The sequence below is a fragment of the Gryllotalpicola protaetiae genome (genome assembly GCF_003627055.1).
Taxonomy (GTDB): domain Bacteria; phylum Actinomycetota; class Actinomycetes; order Actinomycetales; family Microbacteriaceae; genus Gryllotalpicola; species Gryllotalpicola protaetiae.
The window spans coordinates 2,018,934-2,044,512 of sequence record NZ_CP032624.1 but is presented as its reverse complement, the minus strand read 5'-3'; the positions used below and the strand labels follow the sequence as shown (position 1 = coordinate 2,044,512).

Genomic DNA, 25,579 nt, shown 5'->3' with positions numbered 1-25,579 from the left:
GACGCCCGCTGCGCGGGCCCCTCAACCAACGGAGGACGTATGACCGACGCGCTTCTGCGGCCCGTGCGCGGCGGGAACGCCTTTGAGGAGACTGTGCAGCGGTTGCTGCAGACGATCCGTCTCGGCGCGGTCGGTCCGGGCGAGCGGCTGCCGAGCGAGCGCGAGCTCGCGGTGCGGCTCGGCGTCAGTCGCGACACCCTGCGCGAGGCGATCGCGGCGCTGGCGGATGCCGGCTACCTGATCTCGCGCCGCGGCCGCTACGGCGGCACGTTCGTCGCCGACGAGCTGCCGACGGGCGGTGCGCATGAGGTGACGGATGCCTCCCCGGAACCCCTTTCCCCCGCGGCTGTGGTCGACGCACTGGCGGTTCGAGCCGTGCTCGAGACCGGCGCCGCCCGCCTCGCGGCGGCTCGCGCCCTGACCGCCGAGGAGCGCGAGCGGCTGCAGTCGGCGCTCGAAGAGAGCTCGGGCGCGGCATCCGCCGATTACCGCCGTCTCGACTCGAGGCTGCACCTCGCCATCGCCGAACTCGCGGGCGCGCCGAGCCTGGTGCCGCTCGTCGCCGACGCGCGCACGCGCATCAACAGGCTGCTGGACGAGATCCCGCTCCTGGCGCGCAACATCGCGCACTCCGACGAGCAGCACCAGCGCGTGGTCGGTGCGATCTTGGCCGGCCGCCCCGACGAGGCGGTCGCCGCGATGCAGGAGCACCTCGACGGCACCGAGGCCCTCCTCACGGGCTTCTTGGCCTAGCTCGTCAGGCGGCAAGCGCGAACCCTGTGCTCGCCCGGAAGGTGCGCACCCCGACTGCCGCCCACGCGACGACGAGGAAGGCGAACAGCGCAGCTGACAGCACGGCGACCGCGGTCAGCCCCGTGTGCGCCGCCAGCCCCGCGGTACCCGTGACCACCGTTCCGACGGGGAAGGTGAACGACCACCAGGTCAGCGAGAACGGCAGCCCGCGGCGCGCCGTGCGAATCGTGATCGCCGCCGCGATCGCAAACCACATGAGGGCGAATCCGAGCACGGGCAGCCCGAAGAGGATCGCGAACGTCATGAGCGAGTGGTCGAACGACGTGCCGAACGCGCCGCTCGCATTCCCCGCGAGCAGGTTGACTGCGGTGACCGACTGCCCGAGGGGGCCGAGCACGATCCACAGCGTCGGCACCATGCCCTCAGCGCCCACCTTGTGCACGGCGAGGCGCTGCCAGAGCTGCACGATGATGACGAAGGATGCCAGCAGGCTCAGTCCGAACATGGCGTAGCAGCCGGCCAGCAGAGTCTCTCGCGCCTGGCCCGCCGCTGCATACGGCAGCAGCAGTGCCCCCGTGGCGGCCGACACCATCGGCGGGACGACCGGCATGAGCCAGCCGCCGAACGCCGAATCCGCGCTGTTCTCGTGGCGGGTGAAGGCGAGGTACGGCACGATCACGGCCGCGACCAGCCCGCCGGCCGTGCCGAGCGACCAGAGCACCCAGTCGACCGTGACCGCCGCCGGCAGGCCGATGAGGTCGCGCCCGACGAGCAGCGTTCCTGCTCCCACGGTGAGGAAGGCCATCGGCGGCGCGCCGTAGAAGTGCGCCATCACCGGGTTGAGGTGATGCCCGCGCGCCGTCGCCGGATAGCGCACCCAGTGAATGACGGATGCCACGGTGAAGAACACCAGCAGCGCGCAGGCGATGAGCCAGACGGCGATCGCGCCCTGACGCAGGCCTGGGAATTGAAAGGGCTGGCTCGCGGCCGCGTTCGCCACGATGCCCGTCCCCATGACCGCGGCGAACCAGTTGGGCGTGACATTCGAGAGCGTGAAGCGAGGCATGCCATCAGCGTGCGCCGGCTCGGCTCGGCGCGGTATCGTCGCCTCATTGTGAGACCACAATCCACGGTTGTATCAGAAGCCGACCTGACCTCTCTACGGCTGCTCGCGGCCGTCGCGCGCACAGGCTCCATCTCGGCCGCGGCGAGCGAGCTCGTGATCAGCCAGCAGGCCGCCTCGGTGCGGATGCGGCGGCTCGAGACGTCCGTCGGTGTGCCTCTGCTCACCCGCTCGTCGCGCGGATCGACGCTGACTCCCGCGGGAGTGGCCGCGGCGGCGTGGGCGGCCGAGGTCGCCGACGCCGCGGCGCGCTTCGAGGCGGGCATCGCCGCTCTGCGCGATCACGGCGACGAGCCGATCACCGTCGCATCCAGCCTCACGATCGCCGAGTATCTGCTGCCGCGCTGGCTCATGGCACTGCACGAGACGGATGCCGCCGCGCGCGTCGCCGTGACGGCGACCAACAGTGAACGGGTCGTGGCTCTCGTCGCCGCAGGCGATGCGCGGCTCGGATTCATCGAGTCGCCGCTCGATGCCGGCGAGCTCGGCGATCTTGCGCAGAGCACGATCGCCAGGGACGAGCTCGTCACCGTGGTCTCCCCCACGCATCCGTGGGCCCACCGGCGCGAGATCAGCGTGCCCGCGCTCGCCCGCACGCCGCTCATCACGCGCGAGCGCGGCTCGGGCACCCGACTGGCAGCAGAGCGGATGCTCGCCGAGGCCGGGTGCGTCCCGGTTGCGCCGCTCGCCGAGCTGCCCACGACGGCGGCGATCCGCACCGCGGTCGTCGCCGGCGGGGGCGCGGCGATTCTGAGCATCCTGGCGGTGCGCGACGATCTGGCTGCGGGCCGGCTGGTGCGCGTCCGCGTGCGGGGTGTCCGCTTCGTGCGCGAGTTGCGAGCGGTCTATCGTGACGGCGCAGAGCGCACTGGGACCGGCGCGGCGCTGATGGCCGCGATCGCCCGGAGCGCCGGCTGACCGCCCGCCCCGAGGGAGGATTTATTCGCGAACGGAGGACGTTTTCTGCGGAAACGTCCTCCCCCGGCGCGAAAGTCCTCCGCCCACCGGCGCGTGCATCGACGCCCCCGCCACGGCAGCCCCCAGCGCCGGCACGTAGAACGTGCCGATCGTGAGAAGACCGAGCAGCACAAGCATCCCCAGCACCACGACGCACGTGATCGAAACCGCGCGCCACGCACTGCCCCGCACGAGCACCGGAATCAGACACAGCGCGACAGGTGCCAAGACGTACCAGAGGATGCCGGGCCCGTTCACCGCAAGCACCGAAGCCTGCGCCGCCGGGTGCACCGCACACGCCACCCCAGGCGGGTCGCACGTCGTCGTCCCCGATGAGTACAGCGGCGCGAACAGCACGACAACGGCCGCCGCCGCGGCGAGACCGAGCGCCGCGAGCTGCCAGATCCGCGCCGCGCGCAGCCTCCCGCTCACGGCGCCGACTCTACGCCGCAGAAACTCCTAGCTCGACAGCCCCGAGTAGGAGTGCAGGCCGTGGAAGAAGACGTTCACGACGCCGAAGTTGAACATCACGGCCGAGAACCCGATGATCGCAAGCCACGCCGATCGCGACCCGCGCCAGCCGCGCGTCGCCCGCGCGTGGATGTACCCGGCGTAGATCACCCAGATGATGAACGTCCAGACTTCCTTGGTGTCCCAGCCCCAGTAGCGACCCCAGGCCTTCTCGGCCCAGATCGCGCCGGCGATGAGCGTGAACGTCCAGCAGATGAAGCCGATGATGTTGACGCGGTAGCTGAGGTTCTCGAGCGTCAGCGCGTTCGGCAGCGTCTTGAGGAACGGCAGCACCGGCGGCATCGACAGCGCCTCGCGCCGCTCGCGCCATGCCTGCAGCAGCTGCGCGCCCGCGAGCGCGAAGCCCAGCGCGAAGAACGCGGTGCCCAGGATCGCCACCATGATGTGGATGACCAGCCAGTACGACTGCAGCGCCGGCGGCAGTGGCACGACCGGCACGTAGTAACGGGTCTGCGCGATCATCAGCAGCACACAGACCAGGCCGAGGATGAACGTGCCGATCCAGCGGATGTCCCACCGCAGGTTCGCCAGCAGGAAGATCCCGACGATGACGAGCGTGCCCGTCAGCGAGAACTCCCACATATTGGCCCACGGCACGCGGTGCGCCGCGATTCCCCGGGTCACGACCGAGAGCAGGTGGATGCCCCACGCGATCGTCGTCACCGTCATCGCCGCACGCAGCATCTTCGACGATGCCGGCACCCCCGACGCGGGTCGGGCCGCGTCGGGCGACGGCCGCACCAGGGTCGCGGTGGTCGAGTTGAGAGACCCGGAAGAAACGGATGCCTCGGCCCGGCGCTCCACCGCGCTGCGCACCGCCGCGGGCGCCGCACCCTGCGAGCTGCGCTTCGCGAGATCGAGCACGAACAAGGCGGTCGCGACGACGTACAGCCCCATGACCACGTAGATCGCGATCTCGGAGACGGTGGAGAGGGTGTCGGTCACGTCAGTACGCTACGCCTTCGAGTTGTTGAGTTCGCCTACAGACTCTGCCCGGCCGACCAGTGAAGCCGTGTGAGCGGATGCCAGCTGCTCGACCGCCTCGTCGAGACGCGGGTCCTCGCCCCGGGCAAGGCCGGCGTACTCGAGGGTGACGCCGCCCGCGGCATCCGTCTTCGCCTTCACCCACATGCGCCGTCGTGGCACGAACAGCGACGTGAGCAGCCCGCCCAGGATCAGGATCGCGAACACCAGCACCCAGCCCTGCGTCGGGTCGTGGTGGATGTCGAGCGACGCGAACCGAGCAACGCCGTCGAGTGTCACCGAGCCCATGCCGCCCGGCAGCTGCGCGGTCTGGCCGACGCCGAGGTCGAGCGCGGCGGTCTTCGACGCGGGCCCGGCGATCTGGGTGAGCCCCTTCGGGTCGAGCGCGTAGACCGACTGTGGCTCGCCGTTGTCGAGCCCGAGATCGCCCTTGTAGATCGTGAGGCTGATGCGCGGGTTGCCGAGGTCGGGGAACGTCGAGGCAGGCATCTGCCCCTTCGGCGTGGACGCGGGCGCCGTCGGGAAGAGCAGCGCCATGATGCCGAGCTGGTCAGAGAGGCCGTCGGTCACCTTGATGACGCCCTGCGAGGTCATGTTCGAGTCGAGGAACTGCGGGAACGGCACGGTCTGCGTCGAGACGACCTTGCCGGCCGGATTGCGGAAGGTGAGCGTCGGCGCGTAGCCGTTGCCGAGCAGATACACGCTCGTGCCGTCGATGCGCAGCGGATGGTTGACCTTGATGTGCGTCTGGTACGAGCTGCCGTCCTTGCGGGTGGCTGTGACGCTCGCGTCGTAGTCGAGGGGCAGACCGCGGGAATCCGCCGCGGTGCCCTTGTCGTACTTCACGACGAGCTTGTTGAGCTGCACCGAGTAGGGCGGCAGCTTGTCGCCATCGACGAAGCGGCCCGGGTTGAACGAGTCGAGGTTGACGTTGGTGTCGACGAAGGTCTGGCCGACGGTGACGACGCGCTGAGCCGTCCAGCCGAAGCCGCCGCCGATGCCGACGACGACCAGCACACCGAGCAGCGCGATGTGGAAGATGAGGTTGCCGGTCTCGCGCAGGTAGCCGCGCTCGGCACTGACCGAGGTCTCGCGCGGCCCCTCAAAGACGACCGTGCGGTAGCCCTGCCCCTTGAGCAGCTTCTGGGCGGAGGCGACGGCGGCCGCGGCATCCGTGCCTTCGGGCGCCTCGACGGCCCTGAAGCCGGCCATGCGGTTCAGTCGGAACGGGGTGCGCGGTGGCTTGCTCAGCATCGCGTCGGCGTGGTGCTTGACGCGCGGAATGATGCAGCCCACCAGCGAGACGAACAGCAGCAGGTAGATCGCCGAGAACCAGACGGACGAGTAGGTGTCGAACACCTGCAGCTTGTCGAGCACCGGGTAGAGCACCGGGTGGTCGAGCTTGTACTGCGTGACGCCGTTCGGGTCGCTCAGATGCTGCGGCACCAGCGAGCCGGGCACCGCCGCGAGGGCGAGCAGCAGCAGCAGGAACAGCGCGGTGCGCATGCTGGTCAGCTGGCGCCAGAACCAGCGCGCCCAGCCGATCGGCCCGAGCTTGACGGCGCCGACGGATGCCTCACCCGGCGCCCCCTCGTCGATGGTGTCGATGTGGTCACTCGGCAGCAGGTCGCCGTCGGCGGTGCGGTCGAACTGCGAGGTGCGGGTGGTCCCGCTCACCTCATCAGACTGCTGTCTTGAAATACGGGATCACCTCCTGCAGCTGAAGCATCCATGCGTTCCACAGACCCGACACCATCAGCACGCCGATGACGATCAGCAGGACGCCGCCGATGATGTTCACGAGGCGAATATGCCGCTTGAGGAATGCGACAGCCGAAGTGGCCCAGCCGAGGCCGAGCGCGATCAGCAGGAACGGGATGCCGAGGCCGAGCGCGTAGCAGAACGCGAGGAACGCGCCCTGCCACGGCGAGCCGCCGCCGAACCCGATGCTGTCGATCGCGGCGAGAGTCGGGCCGGTGCAGGGGCTCCAGCCGATCGCGAAGGCGATGCCGAGCAGCGGCGCGCCCGTCAGCCCCGAGCGCCCGCGCCACGACGGCTTCACGATGTTCTGCAGGAACGAGAACTGCCCGACGAACACGAGCCCCAGCAGGATCACGACGACGCCGGCGATGCGGGTGATCAGGTCGCGGTAGACCGCGAGCCAGGTGCCGAGCGCCCCGAACAGGAACCCGCTGACAACGAACACGGCCGCGAAACCGAGGATGAACAGCACGACGCCGAGCGCGAGCCGGCTCTGCCCGCGCCGGTCGCCGCGCGCGGCGGTCGACCGCCCGTCGGTGAAGCCGCCGATGTAGGCGAGATAACCAGGCACGAGCGGCAGGATGCACGGCGACGCGAACGACACCAGCCCGGCGAGCAGCGCGATCGGCACCGCGACGACCAGCTGGCCGCTTGTCACGAGCTCGCCGAACGGGTTCACGAGCCGCCCTCGGCGGTACTTGCGTGCCGGGCCTTGCCCGGCACAGCCGCGCCTTCGGCGCTGGGCGCGCGCTCCCCGCGCGCTGCGTCGATCAGCGTCGACACCGTCGACGGCTGGTCGTTCACCGGGCCCTCGATGCGCGCGGCGACCCGGCCCTGCTTGTCGAGGATGATCGTGGTCGGCGTCGCGTTCGGCCGGTACGTGCCGCTGAACGCGAGCTGGACCCTGCCCTTGCTCGCGTCGAGGATCGACGGGTAGGTCACCCCGAAGGTCTTGTCGTACGAGGCGGCGCTCGCCTTGTCATCCCGCGTGTTCACGCCGACGAAGTCGACGCCCTTGCCCTCGAACTGCACGTTCAGCTTCTGCAGCGACTTCGCCTCGAGCCGGCACGGCGGGCACCCCGCGTACCAGAAGTTCACGACGATCACATCGCCCGCATGGTCGGCCGTCGAGAACGACGTGCCCTGGTCGGTCGTGCCGGAGAACGACACGGGGTCCTTGCGATCAGCGGGCTTGATCTCGGTCACGCCGGTGCCCGAGATGTACCCCTTGTTGTCGCCGTTCTCGTATTGCGACTGCAGCGCGGTCGCCGTGCAGCCGGAGAGTACGGTCACTGCGACGACGACGGAGAGAATGGATGCCGCGAGTCGGCGAGCCTTCAGCAACGAGCTCACACCGCCCCGACGTCGATGGCACCGGGCAGCAGCGCGGCGGCCGGGTCGCTGTAGCCGACCTCGTGGATCACGCCGGCCGCGTTCTGCTCGAAGGTCGTGATGCTCGACAGATCGCAGCGCCGCTGGCGCGGGTCGTGCATGAGCCGCTCGCCGGAGAGCGACAGGTGGGTCACCCAGATCGGCAGCTGGTGGCTGACCATGATGACGTCGCCCGGCTCGTCTTCGGTGAGGCGGGGAAGCGCGAAGGCATCCGTCATCGCCGCCGTCACGCGCGCCACGATCGACCTGTACGGCTCGCCCCACGACGGCCGCGCCGGGTTGATCAGCCACGGCCAGTTGACAGGGTTCTTCACGGCCTTGGCCATGACCTTGCCCTCGAAGTGGTTGCTCGGCTCGATGATGCGCGGGTCGGTGCGCAGGTCGAGCTTGAAGAGCGCAGCATGCGGGGCGGCGGATTCCTGCGCCCGGATCAGCGGCGACGCGATCAGCGCCGCGACGGGCCGCTCGCGCGAGGTCAGCTCGTCTGCGGCGGCCTGCGCCATGCGCCGGCCGAGCTGCGACAGGTGGAACTCGGGAAGTCGGCCATAGAGCACATGGTCGGGGTTGTACACCTCGCCATGGCGCACGAGATGCACCTGCCGACTAGCCACGCCGAAAGTCTACGGAAGCGATTCCCCTGAAACTCCTGCGAACGGAGCCGCTGCCGCGAGGGCCGCCCGTATATGACCCCTGCGCCCCACCGCCTTCACAGGCAGTGGAGAGCCCTCACCAGGAACTCCGCCTGCGCGGCGCTCACCTCGGCGAACAACGGGCTCTCGTCATACAGCAGGCCGAAGTGACCGCCCGCGATCATCCGCTTCTCGGCCGCGCCGCCGGCGAGTGCGAAGCACTTCAGCGCGACGTCGGTCCCCGAGCCGGGCATCTCGTCGTCGTTCGCGATCACCCACAGCGACGGGCAGCGAAGGGCTCCGACCACGGCATCCGTCGTGTAGGGCGGGTCGGTCGCGATCGTCGCGCGACGTGCGGTGGGAAGCCAGCCCGTTCCAACGCGAGGGCCGTATTCGCTGAACCAGCGATATGCGGTGAGCGGCACAAGCTGAGACGGCTGCGTCTCCTGGTCGGGCGAGACCACCGGCAGCTCCTCACCGATGACGGCGTCGACGAGAACGTCCCTGTCGTACAGCAGCTCGCGGGCGAGCTTGAGACCGCGCGCCCGCGAGCCAGCTTCTCCCAGCGCGACGCCGCACGACGGCACTTGCACCACGAGCGCGGCGACCCGCTCGTCGCAGGCGGCGACGGTGAGCGCGACCGAGGCGCTGAAGCTGTCGCCCCACAGCCCGATGCGATCGCGATCGACGGATGCCTGCGCCGAGGCGAACTCCAGCGCGTGCAGGTACCCCCTGCACTGCAGCCAGCGGTTGACGACCGCCCGAGGCTCGCCGCCGCTCAACCCGAAGCCCTCATGGTCGAAGAGCAGAACGGTCAGCCCGGTGTCGTGCAGCACCTCGGCGTAGCGGTCGGCCACCATGCCAGAGATCGTGGCGCTGAAACCATGCGCCATGACCACGGCTGGGCGGGCGCTGTCGTGCCCGTACAGCCGCCCTCGCAGAACAGACCGCTCGCCGTCGAACTCGACGTCGCGGTATGCGGCGCTCATGCGGTCACGATAGCCCTCAGCGGACCCCAAGTAGACTGGCCGATTGTGACCGAACGCACCCTCATCAAGGACCTTTCCGCTCGTCCCGACGGGCCCGTCACCGTCGGCGGCTGGGTCGAGACCGTGCGTGATCAGAAGAAGGTGCAGTTCGTCGTGCTGCGCGACGAGTCCGGGGCGCTGCAGCTCGTGAACCCGGCGACGCGCGAGATCGACGAAGCGACCGCGTCGGACACGGAAGGTGCGGCCGCAGCATCCGCCGCCCTCGCCCTGACCGAGTCGATCTCCGGCCTGTCGCTCGGCACCTTCATCGAGGTCGCCGGCGAGCTGAAGCATGACGAGCGCGTCAAGCTGGGCGGTCTCGAGGTCAAGGTCGGCACGCTCGACGTCGCGGGCGTGAGCCTGCCCGAGGCGCCGATCGCCGCCGACTCGAGCCTCGACAAGCGCCTCGACTACCGCTGGCTCGACCTGCGCCAGCCGAAGAACGCGCTCATCTTCCGTATTCAGACGACGCTCGAGCACGCGTGGCGCACCTGGTGGGTCGAGAACGGATTCGTCGAGATCCACACCCCCAAGCTGATGGAGTCCCCGTCCGAGTCGCGCGCCGAGCTGTTCCAGCTCGACTACTTCGAGCTCGGCACCGCGTACCTCGCGCAGAGCCCGCAGCACTTCAAGCAGATGGCGCAGGCCGCCGGCTTCGGAAAGGTCTTCGAGATCTCGCCCGTGTTCCGCGCCGACCCGTCGTTCACCTCGCGGCACGCCACCGAGTTCATCTCGGTCGACGCCGAGATCTCGTGGATCGACTCGTACGAAGACGTCATGTCCATGCAGGAGCAGCTGCTCGCCGCCGGCTTCGCCGCCGTGAAGGAGAAGCACGGCGACGAGATCCGCGAGCTGTTCGGCATCGAGGTCGAGGTGCCCCAGGTCCCGTTCCCGCGCCTTCCGCTCGCCGAGGTGCACAAGGTCTTGAAGGAGGCGCGCGGCTACACCGTGCCCCGCGAAGACGGCGACCTCGACCCCGAGGGCGAGCGCCAGATCAGCGCATACGTGAAGGGCGAGTTCGGGCACGACTTCGTGTTCGTGACGGACTACCCCACGGGCATCCGCCCGTACTACCACATGCGCGATGCCGAGACCGGGCTGACCAAATCGTACGACCTGATCTACAACGGCACCGAGATCACGACCGGCGCGCAGCGCGAGCACCGCATCGACGAGCTGCTCGCGAACGCCGTCGACAAGGGACTCGACCCTGCCGGCATCGGCGAGTACCTCGAGTTCTTCAAGTACGGGATCCCCCCGCACGGCGGCTTCGGAATGGGCCTCGCGCGCGTGCTGATGCTGCTGCTCGGCGAGCAGTCGATCCGCGAGACGACGCTCCTCTTCCGCGGCCCGACCCGCCTCGCGCCGTAGCGCGCACAGCGCTCATCCGCGCGCTACGAACATCTCGGCGCGCTGCGTCCGCACGTATCGCGCGGGCGTGACCGTAGCGCGCGGATGAGACGACGGCGGCCCGGAGCTACAGCGCGCCGTCGACTGCGAGGCGCGACTCGACGTTGACGACCGTGCGGATCCAGGCGGCTGCCTCCTGGTGGACGGGGTGCACGACGTACTCCTCGAGGCCCGCCGCGTCGGCGAAGTCGGCGACGACCGCGACCGAGTTGGTCGTGCGCTCGTCGACCTCGTCGATGATCACGACGATCGACTGGATCGACCCCACCACGCCCTCGAGCGCGAGCAGTCGCGAGCGCACCCCCTCGGCATCTGCTCGACGCTGCGCCGCGTCGTCCGACTTGAGGGTCCACGAGACGATGTGACGCAGGGTCATGAGAGCTCCTTGAGTGCCTTCTCGAGACGCGCCGGGTCGACGCGCCAATAGGTGTGCATCTTCCCGTCGATGAGAACGACGGGGATCTCCTCACCGTACCGAGTCTGCAGAGCCGGGTCACCGAGGATGTCGATCTCTTCGACCGACACAGAGATGGATGCCTCAAGCCGGCCGACCACGTCGTCGACGACGCTCCTCGCGTCTTCGCACAGATGGCAGCCGGGCTTGGAGTACAGCGTGATGCGGGGCACGCCTTCAGCGTAAGCATCCGTGCGCACGCTCCGTGCATACAAAAAAGCGTCAGGGCATAGCCCTGACGCTTTCTGCAGTAGGAAGACCTACTTCTTGTTGCGACGCTGGTGGCGCGTCTTGCGAAGAAGCTTGCGGTGCTTCTTCTTCGCCATGCGCTTGCGGCGCTTCTTGATGACAGAACCCACGGAAACCTCACAAAGATCGGGGATGCCGCACACCTAGCGCGACACAAAGAGCCATCTTACCAGCCCGAACCTCAGCGCTTGACGCGTGAGGCGAGAGCGGCCGCCCGCGCGGCCGCCCCGGCGGCGACCTTTCCGACCGAGGCGGCGAACTCCTTCTGCGAGTCCGACAGGCCCGTGGCGCCGAAGCCGACCGACGAGGCGGCGCCGATGGCCGTGGCATCCGCCTGGCCCTCATCTTCCGCGGCCCCGAGGAACGGCAGCAGCCACTCGTCGACCTCTTCGAGGGGCGACGAGTCGAGGTGGTAGTAGCGGTGCTGGCCCTCTTCGCGCACACGCACGAGGCCGGAGTCGCGCAGCACCTTGAGGTGCTTCGACACCGTTGGCTGCGACAGCTCGAGCGCCTGCACGATCTGCGACACCGCGACCTCGCCGCTGCCCGAGGCCTGAGCTTCCAGCAGAACCTGCAGAATCTCTCGCCTGGTCGAGTCGGCAACGATGTCAAAGATGTCGGCCATAGGGGCAAGAGTAGCCAGTCTGTGTCTCTGGCGCGCCGGTCGCCGTCCGGCGCGCGCCGCAACGCGGCTCAGATATATGCGGCGGGCGGGCGAGCGCGGCAGGATGGGCGCGTGGAGGTCGGGGGATGTCGGTGACCGCGACCAGCGCACGAAGCGCACGACGTGCCCCGCGGCGCTTCCGCGAGCGCTTCTCGGACTTCGCCGCCGCGAGCCCCAGCCGCTTCGCGCTCATCGTCTTCGCCGCACTCGTGCTGCTCTGGACCGGCCTCCTCGCGCTTCCCGCCTCGAGCGCCGCGCACACGGCGACCGATTTCGCCGACGCCCTCTTCACGGCCGTCTCGGTCGTCTGCGTCACGGGCCTGTCGACGGTCGACATGACGACCCACTGGTCGGCGTTCGGCGAGGTCGTCATCTATGTCGGCGTGCAGATCGGCGGCATCGGCGTGCTGACGCTGGCCAGCACGCTCGGCCTCATCATCAGCCGCCACCTCGGCCTGCGCGCCCGGCTGATCGCCGCGGGCGACACCAACCCGCTGCGTTCGCACAAGGGCCCGGTCGCCGAGAGCCAGGCGGTGCGGCTCGGCGAGGTCGGCGGCCTGCTGCTCACCATCGCGATCAGCGTCGTCACGATCGAGGCGGCGGCCGCCGTCATCCTCTTCCCACTGCTGCTCGGCCACGGCTTCGCGCTCGGCGAGGCGGCGCGCGACGCCGTCTACTACTCGGCGATGGCCTTCACCAACACCGGATTCTCCCCCAACAACAACGGCCTGTTCCCGTTCGCGCACGACTACGTGTTCCTCACGACGATCGCGGTGACGGTCATGCTGGGGGCGATCGGATTCCCCGTCATCTACGCTCTCGCGCGCGTCATCCGACACCCGGCGCAGCGCCGCCGCATCGTCTCGCTGCACGTGAAGCTCACGATCGTCGGCTACCTCGTGCTGTTCGTCATCGGCGGCGGCCTGTACTGGCTGCTCGAGCATCGCAACCCCGAGACCTTCGGCCGGCTCGGCGCGGGCGACGGCGTCTTCCAGAGCTTCTTCCTGTCCGCCATGGCCCGCTCGGGCGGATTCTCGACCTTCGACATCGCCCACCTGCACAACTCGAGCCTGCTCGTCACCGACATGCTGATGTTCATCGGCGGCGGCTCGGCCTCGACCGCCGGCGGCATCAAGGTGACGACCCTGATGGTGCTGTTCCTCGCGGCCGTCGCCGAGGCGAAGGGCGTCGAGAGCATGGAGGCGTTCCACCGCCGCATCCCCGGGGACGTGCTGCGCGTCGCCGTCTCGGTCGTGCTGTGGGGCGCGACGATCGTGGCGGTGGCATCCGTCACCGTGCTCGCGATCACCCGCGACTCGCTCGACCACGTGCTCTTCGATGTGATCAGCGCCTTCGCGACCTGCGGGCTGTCGACCGGCCTCACCATGGGCGCGCCGACGCCCGCGGTCTACGTGCTCGCCATCACCATGTTCTTGGGGCGCATCGGCAGCATCACGCTCGCCGCCGCGCTCGCCCAGAGCCAGCAGCGCCGGCTCTACGCCCACCCGGAAGAGAGGCCCATCGTTGGCTAGCTCCATTCGTCACGACGCGCCCGTGCTGCTCATCGGCCTCGGACGCTTCGGCGCGGCGGCCGCCGCCGAGCTCGACCTGCTCGGCCGCGAGGTGCTCGCGGTCGACAGCAGCGCGGCACTGGTGCAGGAATGGGCGGACCAGGTCACGCACACCGTGCAGGCGGATGCCACCCAGCTCGACGCCCTGCGGCAGATCGGCGCCGAGGAATTCCAGATCGCGATCGTCGCCGTGGGGTCGCAGATCGAGGCATCCGTTCTCATCACCGCGAATCTCGTCGAGCTCGGCGTCGCCCAGATCTGGTCGAAGGCGGTGTCGCCGTCGCACGGGAAGATCCTGTCGCGCATCGGAGCGCACCACGTGATCTACCCCGAGGCGGAGGCCGGCGAGCGCATCGCACGGCTGGTGAGCGGGCGGATGCTGGATTTCATCCAGTTCGACGACGACTTCGTGCTCGTGAAGATGCACGCGCCGCGCGCGATCTGCGGCAAGACCCTCACCGACTCCGGCGTGCGCACCGTGCACAAGGTGACGGTCGTCGGCATCAAGCGGCCGGGCGAGCCCTTCACCCATGCGACGGAGGAGACCGTTGTGCATGAGGGGGACATCATCGTCGTCTCCGGCGGCGAGGCCGACGTGCAGAAGTTCGCCTCGCTGGACGATTAGCCCTTCGCGAGCTCCTGGGCACGAGCCAGCGCCGCGTCGGTGGCGCGGTCGAACAGGGTGCTCAGGCTCGCGCCTTGCAGCACCTCGACGGCCTTCTCGGTCGTGCCCTTCGGGCTCGTGACGCGACGGCGCAGCTCCGCCGGATCCTCACCGGTCGCGGCGAGCAGCTCGCTCGCGCCCAGGAAGGTCTGCTCGACGAGCAGCGTCGCCTGCTCCGCAGAGAAGCCCTTGGCGATCGCGGTCTTCACGAACTCCTCGATCAGCAGGAACACGTAGGCGGGCCCAGAGCCCGAGATGGTGGAGAGCGCGTCGAGCTGCGACTCCGGCACCTCGACGACCGCGCCGACGGTCTCGAACAGCTCGCGCACGAGCGCCACGTCGGCCTCACTCGCGCGCGACCCGGCGCTCACGCCCGTCACGCCGCGACCGACCTGGGCCGGCGTGTTCGGCATGGTGCGGATGACGGCGACGGATGCCGGCACCGCGGCCTCCATCGTGGCGACGGTCACCCCCGCGGCGACGCTCACGACGACGGCGTCGGGCTCGAGATCGCCCGCAACGTCGGCCAGCACCTCGGGCACGAGGTACGGCTTGACGGCGAGCACGACCAGCTTCGCGCCGCGGACGGCCTCGCGGTTGGCATCCGCCCTGCTCTCGGTCGCGAACGCCGTGACCCCCGCGGTCTCTGCGAAACCCGCCGCCTTCTCGGCCGTGCGCGAGGTGACGCGGATGCCGCCGGTCACGCTCACGACGGGCGAGAGCAGCCCGTTCAGGATCGCCCCGGCCATCGAGCCGGCGCCGAGGAAGGCGATGGTGGGCAGGGTCGTCGTTCGAGCCTCGGTCGTGGTCATACCCCAACCCTAGGATGTGCCTATGACCGATGCCCCGGCCACCCGAGAGACCGAGCACGCCCCCGAGTCGCACGGCGGCGCCGCGATCTACGCAGCCCTGGGCGCCAACGTCGGCATCGCGATCGTCAAGTTCCTCGCGTTCCTGTTCTCGGGCTCGAGCTCGCTGCTCGCGGAATCCGTGCACTCGCTCGCCGACTCGGGCAACCAGCTGCTGCTGCTCATCGGCGGCCGCCGCGCGAAGAAGCAGGCCGACCGCGAGCATCCGTTCGGCTACGGCCGCGAGCGCTACGTCTACGCGTTCGTCGTCGCGATCATCCTGTTCTCGGTCGGCGGCGTGTTCTCGATCTACGAGGGCGTGCACAAGCTGCAGGAAGCCGACCACTACGTGCGCCCGCACCTGTGGTGGCTGCCGCTCGCGGTGCTCCTCGTCTCGATCGTGCTCGAGGGCTTCTCGCTGCGCACCGGCCTCGCCGAGTCTCGGCCGCACAAGGGCGCCGGCACGTGGGTGCAGTTCATCCGGCGCGCGAAGAACCCTGAGCTTCCCGCGGTGCTCCTCGAAGACGTCGCCGCGCTCACCGGCCTGGTACTCGCCCTGATCGGCGTGGGCCTCGCGCTCATCACCGGAAACGGATTCTTCGACGCGGCCGGCTCGATCGCGATCGGCGTGCTGCTCGTGCTCGTCGCGATCGTGCTCGGCATGGAGGTCAAGAGCCTGCTCGTCGGCGAGGGCGCCAACGAGGCCGAGCTGCAGAAGATCGAGCAGGCGATCCTGGCCGGCCCTGAGACCGACCGCATCATCCACCTGCGCACCCTCTATCTCGGGCCGGAGGAACTGCTCGTGGCGGCGAAGATCGCGATGCCCGGGTCGCGGACGGTTGCGGATGCCTCGACCGCGACCGACCTCGTCGAGGCGCGCATCCGCTCGGCGGTCCCCGTCGCGCGCCTGATCTACCTCGAGGCCGACGTGTTCCGCGGCTAGTTAGCGGCGTACGTCGAAGAACTCGCGCAACAGAGCCGCGGATTCCTCGGCGCGCACCCCCGCATACACCGTCGCGCTCTGCGGCAGCCTCCGGTCGCGCAGCAGATCGTAGACCGAGCCGGCTGCCCCGGCCTTCTCGTCCCACGCGCCGAACACCACGGTCGGCACCCGGGCCGACAGGATCGCCCCGGCGCACATCGCGCACGGCTCGAGGGTGACGACGAGCGTGGCATCCGTCAGCTGCCAATCGCCGGTGGCGAGGGATGCCTGGCGCAGCGCCTCGACCTCCGCGTGGGCCGTCGGGTCCTGCCGCGCCTCGCGTGCGTTGCGGCCACGGCCGAGCACCGTTCCGTCGGCCGCCACCACGACCGCCCCGACCGGCACGTCGCCGGTCCCGCGAGCGGCGCGGGCCTCGGCGAGCGCGAGCCCCATCCACTCGTCGTACTGCGGGGGCGGAGGAATCAGCGTTTCGATAGCCTGAGCCTATGCGAGTGCACGTTGCAGACCACCCGCTCATCACCCACAAGCTGACGGTGCTGCGCGATCGGGAGACCCCCAGCCCGCAGTTCCGCTCGCTCGTCGCCGAGCTGATCACCCTGCTGAGCTACGAGGCGACTCGCGAGGTGCGCGTCGAGCCGGTGACGGTGCAGACTCCCGTCGCGCCGTACAGCGGTCTTGCGCTCTCGAAGCCCGTTCCGCTCGTCGTGCCGATCCTGCGCGCGGGCCTCGGCATGCTCGACGGCATGATGGCCGTGCTCCCGAACGCCGAGGTGGGATTCCTCGGCATGGCGCGCAATGAAGAGACGCTCGAGCCGACCACCTATGCCGAGCGCCTGCCGGAAGACCTGTCCGGGCGGCAATGCTTCGTGCTCGACCCGATGCTCGCCACGGGCGGGTCTCTCGGGGCGGCGCTCGAGTTCCTCTTCCAGCGCGGCGCATCCGACGTCACGGCGATCTGCATCCTCGGGGCGCCGGAGGGTCTCGCCCGCCTCGAGAAGGAGACGGAGGGGCGCGACGTGCGCCTCGTGCTCGGCGCGCTCGACGAGCGCCTCAACGAAGTGGGCTACATCGTGCCGGGGCTCGGCGACGCCGGCGACCGCCTCTACGGCCTGGCGCAGTAGAGCATCCTGTCGATTCATTCGCGCTTGTCATGTTTGACATAACGCGACGTTTTATGTTTTGCTTTGTGACATGACTGAGACCGTGAGCCTTCGTTCCGCCCTCGAGGTGAGCGAGACCGCCGGCATGATGATGGCCGGCCGCGGTGTCATGATCTGTCGAATGTGTGCGTAATCCTCGCCCGTCGACTCATCGCCCCGGTGCCACCCGCACCACGCCTGCCTCGCTGACGAGGCGCACCCCGACTGGGCCGCTCACACGCGCGAATCCGCGCCGGCCCGCAGCGACATCATCACAAAGGTTCTGATTCCCATGACTTTCACGCTTCCCGAGTCCTCTCTGACCTCCGCTACCGCCACGGCTCCCGCCGCGCGCATCGCCCCCGCGGGAACTGCCCGCGGCTTCGCCCTCTACGTCGGCCTCGACGAGGCCAAGGCCGCCGCCGCAGGCACCGATCTCGGCACCATCGTCGCCGCGCTCAAGAAGGTGCTCGCCGAGGTCGCCCCAGGCGCCGAGTCGTTCGCATCCGTGGCGCTCGCCCCCGAGGGTGCGGGTGGCCGCGATGTCGACGTCGTGCGCCTCGCGCTGCGCGACCCCGCGGCCGTCGCCAAGCAGCGCCCCGCCGGCTCGCGCACCGACGACAACGCGGACAAGACCGGCGTCACGATCGATGTGACCCGCCGCCACCTGCTGCTCGACGGCGACCGCGTCTCGCTCACCTTCAAGGAGTTCGAGCTGCTGCAGTACCTCGTTCTTCGCGAGGGCCGCACCATCGAGCGCACCGAGCTCATCGAGTCGCTGTGGTCGAACGCCACCGACGAGGAGATCCCGAACGAGCGCACCATCGACGTGCACGTGCGCCGACTGCGCGCGAAGCTCGGTCGCTACGAGGACATCGTGCGCACCGTGCGCGGCGTCGGCTACCGCTTCGACCGGCACGCCGACGTGGTCATCCGCCAGTCGCACGCACCCTCGCCTGATCGGTTCTGAGCCGGGGAGAGGGCTTCATCGGATGGGGAGGACGATTCTGCGGAATCCGTCCTCCCCATCCGCGTTTGTCCTCCCGTAATCCGTAACAAATGACCTGGTTGGAATAGCACCGGGCGCCGACCGGCTGAACCCGACATGACTTCTATTGCGATCATCGGTGGCACGGGGTACTCGGGCGGCAACATCGCCGCTGAGGCGGTCAAGCGCGGCATCAGCGTCACCGCCGTTTCACGACATGCGCCGGATGCCCAGGCCGACGGCGTCTCGTATGTCCAGGGCGACATCGCCGACCGCTCGTTCACCGACGCTCTGGCGGCGGACCACGACGTGGTCGTCGTGGCCATCCACGCCGTCGACGGCGACAACAACCCGGTCCTTCCGCAGCTCGTGGAAGGCCTCGCCGAGGGCGCGATCGCGGGCGGCGCTCGTCTCGCTTTCGTGGGCGGCGCGGGGTCGACGCACGAAGGCGTCGGCGGCCCGAGGCTGTTCGACAAGCCTGAGTTCGTCGAGGCCTACAAGCCCGAGGCGCTCGCGCACGCGGGCGTGCTCGACTGGCTGCGCAGTGACGCGACGCCTAACGGCCTGCAGTGGTTCTACGTCAGCCCCGCCGAGACGTACGGCGGCTACAACCCGGGCACGGCGATCGGCGGCTACCGCACGAGCGCCGACACCGTGCTGCGCGATGCAGAGGGCAAGTCGGAGATCTCGGGGGCGGACTTCGCCCTCGCTTTCGTCGATGAGATCGAGACCCCGACGCACGTGAACCAGCGCTTCGTGGTCGGTTACTAGGCGAGCCGCCTCACCGAGAAGTGCCATGATGTCGTCTCGACTCGGCCGGAAGGACATCACGGCACTTCTCGGCGCGCGATGCTTGAGCGCACTGCTCATCGCCCCAAATGAAACTCGCAGAAAAATCACGAAACGATAACTAGACAGCGTTATCGTCCCGTTATATCTTCATAGAGCGTTAGTTGTTTGCTGTGGCAGCCAGCGCGGAATGTGATTGCAGGACACTCTTGGTGCAAGGGAGAGGCCCGGCAGCCGAAAGGCTCCGGGCCTCTACTTTTTTGCCCGCCTGCGGGAATCCCTAGGCTGATCACGTGAGTGATGAGGCACGCGCCGTCGCCGCGTGGGAGGCCCTGTTCCGCGCCCAGGTCGCGATCATGCGCCGGCTCGGCGCCGACTTCCCGAGCGAGGAGATCTCGTTCAACGAGTACGACGTGCTCTACACCCTCAGCCGCGCGCAGGGCCGCAGACTGCGGCTGCGCGACCTCAACCAGTCGATCCTGCTGACGCAGCCGAGCGTGAGCCGGCTGATCGACCGCCTGGCCACCCGTGGACTGGTCGAGAAGCTGCCGGACGCGCGTGATGCTCGTGGCACGGTCATCAGGCTGACGGATGCCGGCTACGACGCGTTCTACCGCGTCGCGCACGTGCACGGTGCGTCGATCCACCGCGTCGTCGGCGACGCCCTCGAGTCCGACGAGCTCGCGACGCTCACAGCGCTCTGCAACAAGCTGCGCACCAACCTTCCGGCGGCGTGATCGGACTGTGCCGTTCCTGAGACGGCACCGGCGATGGTGGCTTCTGGAAGGGAACGAAGCCCATGCCTGTCCTGCTCATCGCCGTGAGCTGCGTCGCCGCGGTGTCACTCGCGGCGATGATCGCGGTGCTCACGATGCTGCTGCTCGTGGCACACGTCGACGACGACGACGAGAGCTGAGCGCGCCTACGCGCGCGGCAGCTCGAGCACGAAGCTCGTGCCGTCGGGCCCGGTGTGATCGACGCGCACCGTGCCGCCGTTGCGGGCCGCGACGTCACGAACCAGCGCGAGGCCGATGCCGAAGCCACGGCGGCGAGGCAGGCCGTCGGCGTCGACCGGGTCGGAATGGGCGAAGCGCTCGAACACGCGCTCGGGCGCGATGCCCCGGATGCCCGGGCCGTGGTCCGATACGGTGAGCGCCACCACGTCGCCGATCGCGGCCAGCTCGACCTCGACCCGGCCGCCGTCGGGCGTGTGCGCGAGCGCGTTGTCGACGAGCGCCGTCACGCATCTGCGGAATCCGACAGTCGGCATCGCGACGCGCACCGCGCTCGGAGGGCTGAACACGATGGCGACGTCGCGCTCGGCGGCGAGCAGCCGCAGCGACGCCACGACGGAGGCGGCGTCGGCCGCAGCATCCGCCGCCCGCTCTCCATCATCTGGTTCACCGCCGGCCGCTGCGAGCAGCTCGCTGACGATCCCGATGAGCGCCGCCGCATCGCCGCGCAACTCGGCGACCGTCGCGGCACTCGGGTCGTCGGCCGTGAGCCGCCGCTGCAGCAGCTGCAGCCGGGCGTCGAGCACGGCGAGTGGAGTGCGCAGCTCGTGCGAGGCGTCCGCCACGAACGCGCGCTGCAGCGCCAGCGCCTGACCGAGCGGCCGCACCGCGCGCCGAGCGATCAGGAAGCTGATCACCGCCGCGAACACGATCGCGCCGACCCCGATCACCGCGAGCGCGACGAGCACGGCGCCCGCGTCGATGTAGATCTTGTCCTCGCCGGGTGCCTGCTTCTCAGCGAGCTCGCTCGGCTGCGACTGCCAGATCACGAAGATCACGGCCATGATCACGATGAGGACGACCAGCGCGACCGTAGCGATCGAGATCTGACGGGTGACGGATGCCGCGGCCTTGCGCACCGCGACGGTGTCGCTGTCGCGCGCCCTGGTCACAGAGACCCCAGTCGGTAGCCCTTGCCGCGCACGGTGAGGACCACCGTCTCCTCCGTCTTCCGGCGCAGGTAGTGCACATAGGTGTCGACGGTGCCGGGCAGATCGGTAGGCGAGAACACCGCCTGCAGGATCTGCCCCCGGCTGAAGGTGCGCTGCGGGTTCATGGCGAGCAGCCGCAGCAGCTCGGTCTCCTTCGGGGTGAGCGCCACTGGGCCGATGTAGGGCGACTCGATGATGCGGTCCTCTGGGAAGAAGTCCCATGTGCCGATCGCGAGCGAGCTCTCGTTCGAGGTGTACGTGCGCCGCAGCGCCCGCAGGCGCGCCAGCAGCTCGGCGAAGTCGAACGGCTTCACGAGGTAGTCGTTCGCGCCGGCGTCGAGCCCCTCGACCCTGTCGTCGACCGCGCCGAGGGCCGTGAGCATGATGATCGGGGTGCCGATGTGGGCACGGCGGATGCCCTGCACCAGACTCACCCCGTCGAGGCGGGGCAGCCGGCGGTCGACGACCATCACATCGAATTCGCCGGCGAGGGCCGTCTGCAGCGCCTCCGCGCCGTCGGCACGATGGGTGACCTCGTAGGTCTCGCCGAGGTACTCGACGACGATCGGGGCGAGGCGCTCGTCGTCTTCGACGAGCAGCAGGCGCGGCATCCGCTCGCTCATGCCTTCATCATCCGCGAGTCGGCGCCAAGAATCCGCACAGAATCTCGGCTCACCCGGCTGGGCAGGCGCCCGTCGAGACGGGCTGGCTGAGCGACGGGGCCTTGGCGAGCATCGGCTGGACCTGCGCCACCGTGAGGGCGTAGCCCGTCTCGGCGTCCGTCGTCGACATCGCGAACACGACACCCGCGACGTGCCCCTTCGCATCGAGCAGGGGGCCGCCCGAGTCGCCGGGGCGCACGACAGCGCGCAGCGAGTAGACCTGGCGGGTCACGGTCTTGTCGTCGTAGATGTCCTTGCCGATCGCGTTCACCGGGGTGCGGATGCGTCCGGGCGCGACGGTGTACGACCCGCCACCCGGGTAGCCAGCGGCGAACACCGCGGCGCCCTTGGCCTGCTCGGCGGGGTCGACGGCGAGCGATTTCGCATCGAGCCCCGGCACGTCGAGGACCGCGAGGTCGGTCTCGGGGTCGTAGCCGACGACGGTCGCGCGCAGCCGCTCGGACTTGCCGTCGACCAGCACGGCGGTCGTGGTCGAACCGGCGACGACGTGCGCGTTGGTGATGATGCGCTCCGGCGAGACGACCCAGCCGCTGCCCGACGAGTCGGTGCCGCACTTCGGCTCGTCGGCGACGACCTCGACGATCGACGGGGCCGCGGCATCGACAGCGTCCGGCACGGAGGCCGGCGGCGCCGCAACGGTCGGGATCTGCTCCTTGCCGGTCTCGAACACCTTCGGCAGGCCTGCGGCCGCGATCGTGTCGTCGACCTGGGCGAACACCCGGACCGCCGGCACGGGGGCGTAGGAGTCAAGGGCGGCGACGATGCGCGATGACTCGACCAGCTGGGCGGCCGGGCGAAAACCCGTGCTCGTGATGAACCCCGCGGCGAGCCACACGACGACGGCCCAGGCGAGCGCACCGAACACGGCGCCGAGGACGGCGTCGAGGCCGCCAGCTACGGGAAGCGGCCGAACCGCACGCCGCACGAGGTTGCCGATCGTGATGACGATGATCGCGCAGACGGCGGCGATGACCAGAACGACCGCGAGGACGACCAGGTTGCGCTGCCAGGTCTGGAGCGCGGGGAACGAGCCGACCGCATCGATGAGGGCCGGTGTCAGCTGCAACGCGATCCAGAAACCGAGCACCCACCCGACCAGCGCGGCGACACCCGTGATCACGCCACGCCTCGCGTAGCGGATCACGGTGAGCACACCCACCGCGGCGAGCACCAGATCGATGATCAGCTGCATGTCATCCACTCTTCCATCCGCGGCTGAGCATCCGGCGTAGCGTGACGACATGGATCTCGGCTTTCATCTTGCGCAGTTGACATTCGATTCGGGCCCCGCCCAGCTGGGACCGACCGTCGCCCGCATGGCCCGCGACGCGGAGGACGGCGGCATCGCGCGTCTCACCGTCATGGACCACTTCTGGCAGATCAGCGCCTACGGGCCGCCCGAGCGCGACATGCTCGAGGCGTACACCTTCCTCGGCTTCCTCGCCGCGAACACGTCGAAGGTGCTGCTGCACACGATGGTCACCGGCGTCGTCTACCGCGAGCCCGGATTGCTCGCGAAGGCGGTCTCGACCCTCGACGTCCTCTCCGGCGGCCGCGCCGGGCTCGGCATCGGCGCCGCATGGAACGACGAGGAGGCGAACGGCCTGGGGCTGCCGTTCCCGTCGCAGCGCGAGCGGTTCGAGCGGCTCGAAGAGGCGATCCAGATCGCGCTGCAGATGTGGAGCGACTCCGACGAGCCCTACGAGGGCCGGCACTATCACCTCGGCCGCACCCTCTCGGTGCCGAAGACGCTGTCGCAGCCCCGGCCCTACCTCATCATCGGGGGCGTCGGCGAGCGCAAGACGCTGCGGCTCGTCGCGCAGTACGCGGACGCCTCGAACTGGTTCGCGAACGCCGACTTCCCCCACCTGATCGACGTCCTGAAGGGCCACTGCGACACCGTCGGGCGCGATTTCGACACCATCGAGAAGACGGCGCAGGGCCGCATCGACGCGTCGACGACGCGCGACGCGCTGCTCGCCGAGCTCGAGCGGCTGCGCGGCTTCGGCGTGCGGGCGGTGTACTTCTCGAGCCCGCTCAGCGACCCGCATCGCGCGATCGAGCTGCTCACGTCCGTCACGGGCGAGGTCGAGGACTGGTGACGCGGATGCCTCGGCCGAGGCATCCGCCCTACCCCGCTGCGACCCCGAAGAGCAGGCCGAGCAGATAGGTGACGGCGGCCGCGCCGTAGCCGATGGCCAGTTGCCGCAGCGCTCGCCACAGCGGCGACGAGCCGGAGAGCAGGCCGACGACCGCCCCGGTGCCGACGAGCGCGATGCCGACGAGGCCGGCCGAGAGCGCGACCGCGCCGAGGCCGCTCATGCCGAACAGGTAGGGGATGACCGGCACGATCGCGCCGGACGCGAAGAAGCAGAAGCTCGACAGGGCGGCGCCCATGCCGGTGCCGATCGCCTCGTGGTCGTCGGTCGCTCCCCCTGCCGCCAGCGCGGCCGTCTCGGTGTGCATGCCCCAGATCAAGCGGGCCGCGCTCGTCTGCGCCTGCTGCTCGGTCATGCCGCGGCTGCGGAACACGAGGGCGAGCTCGTTCTGGTTGACGTCAAGGTTCGCGATGGCGGCGCCCACCTCGGGGTTGGGGGTCGAGGCCGCGAGCAGCTCGCGCTGCGAGTGCACCGACACGAACTCGCCAGCGCCCATCGAGAGCGCGCCGGCCAGCAGCCCCGCGACGCCGGTCAGGAGGATGACGTGGTTCGAGACGCCGCTCGCCCCGACGCCGAGGACGAGCGAGAGGTTGCTGACGAGGCCGTCGTTCGCGCCGAACACGGCGGCGCGGAAGGTGCCGGAGAGCCGGTTGCGGCCGCGCTCGGCGAGCGCGCGCACGACCTCCTCGTGGATCTGCTCGTCGGCGGCCATCTCTAGCGTGGCATCCGGATCGTCGGCATACGGCGAGCGCGACTCCGCGCGCTGCACGAGCGCGAGCACGAACACCGAGCCGAGGCGGCGGGCGAGCCAGCCGAGCACGCGGCTGCGGGCTCCCGGGCGCAGCGGCTTGCCGACGTGCGGGCCGAGCAGGTCGAGCCAGTGCTGCTCGTGGCGCGACTCGGCATCGGCGAGGGCGGTGAGGATGTCGCGCTCCTCGCCCTCGCGGCGCTTGGCGAGATCGCGGTAGACGGATGCCTCGGCGCGCTCGTCCGCGAGGTAGCGCCGCCAGCGGCGCAGGGTGCGCTCGTCCGGTGTGTCGGGGGCCGGCTGTGTCGTGGTCATCGGGTGACAAGCATTCCACGCGAGCGCGCCGGCGCGACAGGCGGGCGTACAGGGTTCAGCATCGCCGAACTCGGTTACGGTCTTTTGTACTTTAACTCGCTGTAGAGGTTATGGTGTGAATGACTTGAAGAAGGAGTGTCGATGGCCGAGGTCTCGCTCGCGGTATCCACCGTGATCTTCGCGCTGCGCTCCTCCGGGCGGTTCGGCGACGACGAGGGGCAGCGCAGGCTGTGGCTGCCGCTCGTGCGCCGCATCCGCGAGCCGTTCGACGGCAGGTGGGCGCTGCCGGGCGGCCCGCTTGGTTCAGACGAGGGGCTCGCCGAGGCGGCGACGTCGACACTCGCGAAGACCACCGGGCTCGCGCCGCGCTATCTCGAGCAGCTGTACGCGTTCGGCGACCCGGGTCGCTCGGGGGAGGACGCCTCGCGGGTGGTCTCGGTCGTCTACTGGGCGCTCGTCGGCGACGACGAGGCGAAGGCCGCCCGCGTCGGGCAGAACGTACGCTGGTTCCCCGCCGACGAGCTGCCGCCGCTCGCGTTCGACCACCAGCTCGTCGTCGAGTACGCACTGTGGCGCCTGCGGAACAAGGTCGAGTACAGCCGCATCGCGAGCGCCTTCCTGGGCGCCGCGTTCACCCTGGCGCAGCTGCGCGAGGTGTACGAGGCGGTGCTCGGCCGCGCGCTCGACCCCGCGAACTTCCGACGCCAGATCGAGGCGAGCGGTGCCGTCGAGGACACCGGCGAGGTGCTCACCGGGGTGCGCCACCGGCCGCCGCGGCTGTACCGGTACAACTCCACGGTCGATCTCGCCGACCAGGGGCCGCTCGGGCGGCTCGCCCAGAAGTAGCTGTAG

30 protein-coding genes are annotated in these 25,579 nt (G+C 69.6%); 12 read left to right on the top strand and 18 right to left on the bottom strand.

Annotated features, from left to right (window positions below; genetic code table 11):
* The first annotated feature begins 39 nt into the window (after window positions 1-39).
* The gene (locus tag D7I44_RS10000) at window positions 40-753 is read left to right on the top strand and encodes a FadR/GntR family transcriptional regulator (protein WP_120789368.1); all 714 of its coding nucleotides are present in this window, start codon (window positions 40-42) and stop codon (window positions 751-753) included.
* Window positions 754-757: 4 nt separating this feature from the next.
* Here D7I44_RS10000 and D7I44_RS09995 read toward each other — a convergent pair whose 3' ends face one another.
* The gene (locus tag D7I44_RS09995) at window positions 758-1,819 is read right to left on the bottom strand and encodes a TDT family transporter (protein WP_120789367.1); all 1,062 of its coding nucleotides are present in this window, start codon (window positions 1,817-1,819) and stop codon (window positions 758-760) included.
* Between the two features lie 48 nt (window positions 1,820-1,867).
* Between D7I44_RS09995 and D7I44_RS09990 the strand changes: the two genes are divergently transcribed.
* Complete coding sequence (locus tag D7I44_RS09990) at window positions 1,868-2,794, top strand: LysR family transcriptional regulator (protein WP_120790889.1); 927 nt, start codon at window positions 1,868-1,870, stop codon at window positions 2,792-2,794.
* Between the two features lie 21 nt (window positions 2,795-2,815).
* Here D7I44_RS09990 and D7I44_RS09985 read toward each other — a convergent pair whose 3' ends face one another.
* From D7I44_RS09985 to D7I44_RS09955, 7 genes are all read right to left on the bottom strand, one after another.
* Window positions 2,816-3,265: a hypothetical protein gene (locus D7I44_RS09985; RefSeq protein WP_120789366.1), complete on the bottom strand. Its 450-nt coding sequence runs from the start codon at window positions 3,263-3,265 to the stop codon at window positions 2,816-2,818.
* Between the two features lie 27 nt (window positions 3,266-3,292).
* The gene (ccsB, locus tag D7I44_RS09980; protein WP_245979519.1) at window positions 3,293-4,309 is read right to left on the bottom strand and encodes a c-type cytochrome biogenesis protein CcsB; all 1,017 of its coding nucleotides are present in this window, start codon (window positions 4,307-4,309) and stop codon (window positions 3,293-3,295) included.
* A gap of 9 nt (window positions 4,310-4,318) precedes the next feature.
* Window positions 4,319-6,025 carry a cytochrome c biogenesis protein ResB gene (gene resB, locus D7I44_RS09975; protein ID WP_245979518.1) on the bottom strand — a complete coding sequence of 569 codons (1,707 nt, stop codon included), beginning with the start codon at window positions 6,023-6,025 and terminating at the stop codon, window positions 4,319-4,321.
* Window positions 6,026-6,029: 4 nt separating this feature from the next.
* Complete coding sequence (locus tag D7I44_RS09970) at window positions 6,030-6,788, bottom strand: cytochrome c biogenesis CcdA family protein (protein WP_120789365.1); 759 nt, start codon at window positions 6,786-6,788, stop codon at window positions 6,030-6,032.
* Entirely contained in the window at window positions 6,785-7,462 is a 678-nt protein-coding gene (locus D7I44_RS09965) for a TlpA family protein disulfide reductase (protein WP_245979516.1), read from the bottom strand. The genes D7I44_RS09970 and D7I44_RS09965 overlap by 4 nt, the downstream gene beginning before the upstream one ends.
* Entirely contained in the window at window positions 7,459-8,112 is a 654-nt protein-coding gene (locus D7I44_RS09960; RefSeq protein ID WP_120789364.1) for a histidine phosphatase family protein, read from the bottom strand. Before D7I44_RS09960 ends, D7I44_RS09965 begins: the two co-directional genes overlap by 4 nt.
* Before the next feature lie 95 nt (window positions 8,113-8,207).
* Window positions 8,208-9,119, bottom strand: a complete 912-nt coding sequence (locus tag D7I44_RS09955) for an alpha/beta hydrolase (RefSeq protein ID WP_120789363.1) — start codon at window positions 9,117-9,119, stop codon at window positions 8,208-8,210.
* A 45-nt stretch (window positions 9,120-9,164) separates the two neighbouring features.
* Between D7I44_RS09955 and aspS the strand changes: the two genes are divergently transcribed.
* Window positions 9,165-10,529, top strand: a complete 1,365-nt coding sequence (gene aspS, locus D7I44_RS09950; RefSeq protein WP_120789362.1) for an aspartate--tRNA(Asn) ligase — start codon at window positions 9,165-9,167, stop codon at window positions 10,527-10,529.
* 106 nt (window positions 10,530-10,635) lie between these two features.
* Here the strand turns inward: aspS and D7I44_RS09945 are convergent, their stop codons facing one another.
* From D7I44_RS09945 to D7I44_RS09930, 4 genes are all read right to left on the bottom strand, one after another.
* Window positions 10,636-10,944: a Dabb family protein gene (locus D7I44_RS09945; RefSeq protein WP_120789361.1), complete on the bottom strand. Its 309-nt coding sequence runs from the start codon at window positions 10,942-10,944 to the stop codon at window positions 10,636-10,638.
* Window positions 10,941-11,195, bottom strand: coding sequence for a glutaredoxin family protein (locus tag D7I44_RS09940; RefSeq protein ID WP_120789360.1), 255 nt, complete (start codon window positions 11,193-11,195; stop codon window positions 10,941-10,943). Before D7I44_RS09940 ends, D7I44_RS09945 begins: the two co-directional genes overlap by 4 nt.
* Before the next feature lie 87 nt (window positions 11,196-11,282).
* Window positions 11,283-11,381, bottom strand: coding sequence for a 30S ribosomal protein bS22 (locus D7I44_RS09935; protein WP_003792170.1), 99 nt, complete (start codon window positions 11,379-11,381; stop codon window positions 11,283-11,285).
* A 71-nt stretch (window positions 11,382-11,452) separates the two neighbouring features.
* On the bottom strand, window positions 11,453-11,896 hold the full coding sequence (locus D7I44_RS09930; RefSeq protein ID WP_120789359.1) for an ArsR/SmtB family transcription factor: 444 nt from the start codon (window positions 11,894-11,896) through the stop codon (window positions 11,453-11,455).
* A gap of 125 nt (window positions 11,897-12,021) precedes the next feature.
* Between D7I44_RS09930 and D7I44_RS09925 the strand changes: the two genes are divergently transcribed.
* Both D7I44_RS09925 and D7I44_RS09920 read left to right on the top strand, forming a co-directional pair.
* Entirely contained in the window at window positions 12,022-13,467 is a 1,446-nt protein-coding gene (locus tag D7I44_RS09925; RefSeq protein WP_120789358.1) for a TrkH family potassium uptake protein, read from the top strand.
* A complete protein-coding gene (locus tag D7I44_RS09920; protein WP_120789357.1) occupies window positions 13,460-14,131 on the top strand; it encodes a potassium channel family protein in 672 nt (223 codons plus the stop codon). The genes D7I44_RS09925 and D7I44_RS09920 overlap by 8 nt, the downstream gene beginning before the upstream one ends.
* Here D7I44_RS09920 and proC read toward each other — a convergent pair.
* Entirely contained in the window at window positions 14,128-14,982 is an 855-nt protein-coding gene (proC, locus tag D7I44_RS09915) for a pyrroline-5-carboxylate reductase (protein WP_120789356.1), read from the bottom strand. The two genes, D7I44_RS09920 and proC, sit on opposite strands and share 4 nt — an antisense overlap.
* Before the next feature lie 22 nt (window positions 14,983-15,004).
* Here proC and D7I44_RS09910 point away from each other — a divergent pair, with 22 nt between their 5' ends.
* Complete coding sequence (locus tag D7I44_RS09910) at window positions 15,005-15,961, top strand: cation diffusion facilitator family transporter (RefSeq protein WP_120789355.1); 957 nt, start codon at window positions 15,005-15,007, stop codon at window positions 15,959-15,961.
* Here D7I44_RS09910 and D7I44_RS09905 read toward each other — a convergent pair whose 3' ends face one another.
* Window positions 15,962-16,393, bottom strand: a complete 432-nt coding sequence (locus tag D7I44_RS09905) for a nucleoside deaminase (protein WP_120789354.1) — start codon at window positions 16,391-16,393, stop codon at window positions 15,962-15,964.
* Window positions 16,394-16,446: 53 nt separating this feature from the next.
* Here D7I44_RS09905 and upp point away from each other — a divergent pair, with 53 nt between their 5' ends.
* The 4 genes from upp to D7I44_RS09885 all read left to right on the top strand — a co-directional run bounded on the left by upp (window position 16,447) and on the right by D7I44_RS09885 (window position 19,614).
* Window positions 16,447-17,082: a uracil phosphoribosyltransferase gene (upp, locus tag D7I44_RS09900; protein WP_120789353.1), complete on the top strand. Its 636-nt coding sequence runs from the start codon at window positions 16,447-16,449 to the stop codon at window positions 17,080-17,082.
* Window positions 17,083-17,392: 310 nt separating this feature from the next.
* Window positions 17,393-18,070, top strand: coding sequence for a winged helix-turn-helix domain-containing protein (locus D7I44_RS09895; protein ID WP_120789352.1), 678 nt, complete (start codon window positions 17,393-17,395; stop codon window positions 18,068-18,070).
* A gap of 135 nt (window positions 18,071-18,205) precedes the next feature.
* On the top strand, window positions 18,206-18,859 hold the full coding sequence (locus D7I44_RS09890; RefSeq protein ID WP_120789351.1) for an NAD(P)-dependent oxidoreductase: 654 nt from the start codon (window positions 18,206-18,208) through the stop codon (window positions 18,857-18,859).
* A 311-nt stretch (window positions 18,860-19,170) separates the two neighbouring features.
* A complete protein-coding gene (locus tag D7I44_RS09885; protein ID WP_245979514.1) occupies window positions 19,171-19,614 on the top strand; it encodes a MarR family winged helix-turn-helix transcriptional regulator in 444 nt (147 codons plus the stop codon).
* A gap of 185 nt (window positions 19,615-19,799) precedes the next feature.
* Here D7I44_RS09885 and D7I44_RS09880 read toward each other — a convergent pair whose 3' ends face one another.
* Genes D7I44_RS09880 through D7I44_RS09870 form a run of 3 tightly spaced genes read right to left on the bottom strand, consistent with a single transcriptional unit; the run spans window position 19,800 to window position 22,697 of the window.
* Window positions 19,800-20,783, bottom strand: a complete 984-nt coding sequence (locus tag D7I44_RS09880; protein WP_120789350.1) for a sensor histidine kinase — start codon at window positions 20,781-20,783, stop codon at window positions 19,800-19,802.
* Window positions 20,780-21,445: a response regulator transcription factor gene (locus D7I44_RS09875; protein WP_120789349.1), complete on the bottom strand. Its 666-nt coding sequence runs from the start codon at window positions 21,443-21,445 to the stop codon at window positions 20,780-20,782. The genes D7I44_RS09880 and D7I44_RS09875 overlap by 4 nt, the downstream gene beginning before the upstream one ends.
* Before the next feature lie 49 nt (window positions 21,446-21,494).
* The gene (locus D7I44_RS09870) at window positions 21,495-22,697 is read right to left on the bottom strand and encodes a MarP family serine protease (RefSeq protein ID WP_162940190.1); all 1,203 of its coding nucleotides are present in this window, start codon (window positions 22,695-22,697) and stop codon (window positions 21,495-21,497) included.
* A gap of 76 nt (window positions 22,698-22,773) precedes the next feature.
* Between D7I44_RS09870 and D7I44_RS09865 the strand changes: the two genes are divergently transcribed.
* Complete coding sequence (locus D7I44_RS09865; protein ID WP_245979512.1) at window positions 22,774-23,607, top strand: LLM class F420-dependent oxidoreductase; 834 nt, start codon at window positions 22,774-22,776, stop codon at window positions 23,605-23,607.
* Between the two features lie 28 nt (window positions 23,608-23,635).
* On the opposite strand, the gene D7I44_RS09860 is transcribed toward D7I44_RS09865, so the two are convergent.
* Window positions 23,636-24,727 carry a VIT1/CCC1 transporter family protein gene (locus D7I44_RS09860; protein WP_120789346.1) on the bottom strand — a complete coding sequence of 364 codons (1,092 nt, stop codon included), beginning with the start codon at window positions 24,725-24,727 and terminating at the stop codon, window positions 23,636-23,638.
* A gap of 141 nt (window positions 24,728-24,868) precedes the next feature.
* On the opposite strand from D7I44_RS09860, the gene D7I44_RS09855 reads away from it, so the two are divergent.
* Entirely contained in the window at window positions 24,869-25,573 is a 705-nt protein-coding gene (locus tag D7I44_RS09855) for an NUDIX hydrolase (RefSeq protein ID WP_120789345.1), read from the top strand.
* Window positions 25,574-25,579: the final 6 nt, after the last annotated feature.

What these genes read in the sequence shown, in the direction of transcription:
- D7I44_RS09855 (WP_120789345.1), top strand. Translation starts at nt 24,869, where the DNA reads ATGGCCGAGGTCTCGCTCGCGGTATCCACCGTGATCTTCGCGCTGCGC.
- D7I44_RS09895 (WP_120789352.1), top strand. Translation starts at nt 17,393, where the DNA reads ATGACTTTCACGCTTCCCGAGTCCTCTCTGACCTCCGCTACCGCCACG.
- proC (WP_120789356.1), bottom strand. Translation starts at nt 14,982, where the DNA reads ATGACCACGACCGAGGCTCGAACGACGACCCTGCCCACCATCGCCTTC.
- D7I44_RS09955 (WP_120789363.1), bottom strand. Translation starts at nt 9,119, where the DNA reads ATGAGCGCCGCATACCGCGACGTCGAGTTCGACGGCGAGCGGTCTGTT.
- D7I44_RS09870 (WP_162940190.1), bottom strand. Translation starts at nt 22,697, where the DNA reads ATGCAGCTGATCATCGATCTGGTGCTCGCCGCGGTGGGTGTGCTCACC.
- D7I44_RS09875 (WP_120789349.1), bottom strand. Translation starts at nt 21,445, where the DNA reads ATGAGCGAGCGGATGCCGCGCCTGCTGCTCGTCGAAGACGACGAGCGC.
- D7I44_RS09930 (WP_120789359.1), bottom strand. Translation starts at nt 11,896, where the DNA reads ATGGCCGACATCTTTGACATCGTTGCCGACTCGACCAGGCGAGAGATT.
- D7I44_RS09995 (WP_120789367.1), bottom strand. Translation starts at nt 1,819, where the DNA reads ATGCCTCGCTTCACGCTCTCGAATGTCACGCCCAACTGGTTCGCCGCG.
- D7I44_RS09905 (WP_120789354.1), bottom strand. Translation starts at nt 16,393, where the DNA reads ATGGGGCTCGCGCTCGCCGAGGCCCGCGCCGCTCGCGGGACCGGCGAC.
- D7I44_RS09925 (WP_120789358.1), top strand. Translation starts at nt 12,022, where the DNA reads ATGTCGGTGACCGCGACCAGCGCACGAAGCGCACGACGTGCCCCGCGG.
- D7I44_RS10000 (WP_120789368.1), top strand. Translation starts at nt 40, where the DNA reads ATGACCGACGCGCTTCTGCGGCCCGTGCGCGGCGGGAACGCCTTTGAG.
- upp (WP_120789353.1), top strand. Translation starts at nt 16,447, where the DNA reads ATGCGAGTGCACGTTGCAGACCACCCGCTCATCACCCACAAGCTGACG.
- D7I44_RS09945 (WP_120789361.1), bottom strand. Translation starts at nt 10,944, where the DNA reads ATGACCCTGCGTCACATCGTCTCGTGGACCCTCAAGTCGGACGACGCG.
- D7I44_RS09860 (WP_120789346.1), bottom strand. Translation starts at nt 24,727, where the DNA reads ATGACCACGACACAGCCGGCCCCCGACACACCGGACGAGCGCACCCTG.
- D7I44_RS09890 (WP_120789351.1), top strand. Translation starts at nt 18,206, where the DNA reads ATGACTTCTATTGCGATCATCGGTGGCACGGGGTACTCGGGCGGCAAC.
- D7I44_RS09910 (WP_120789355.1), top strand. Translation starts at nt 15,005, where the DNA reads ATGACCGATGCCCCGGCCACCCGAGAGACCGAGCACGCCCCCGAGTCG.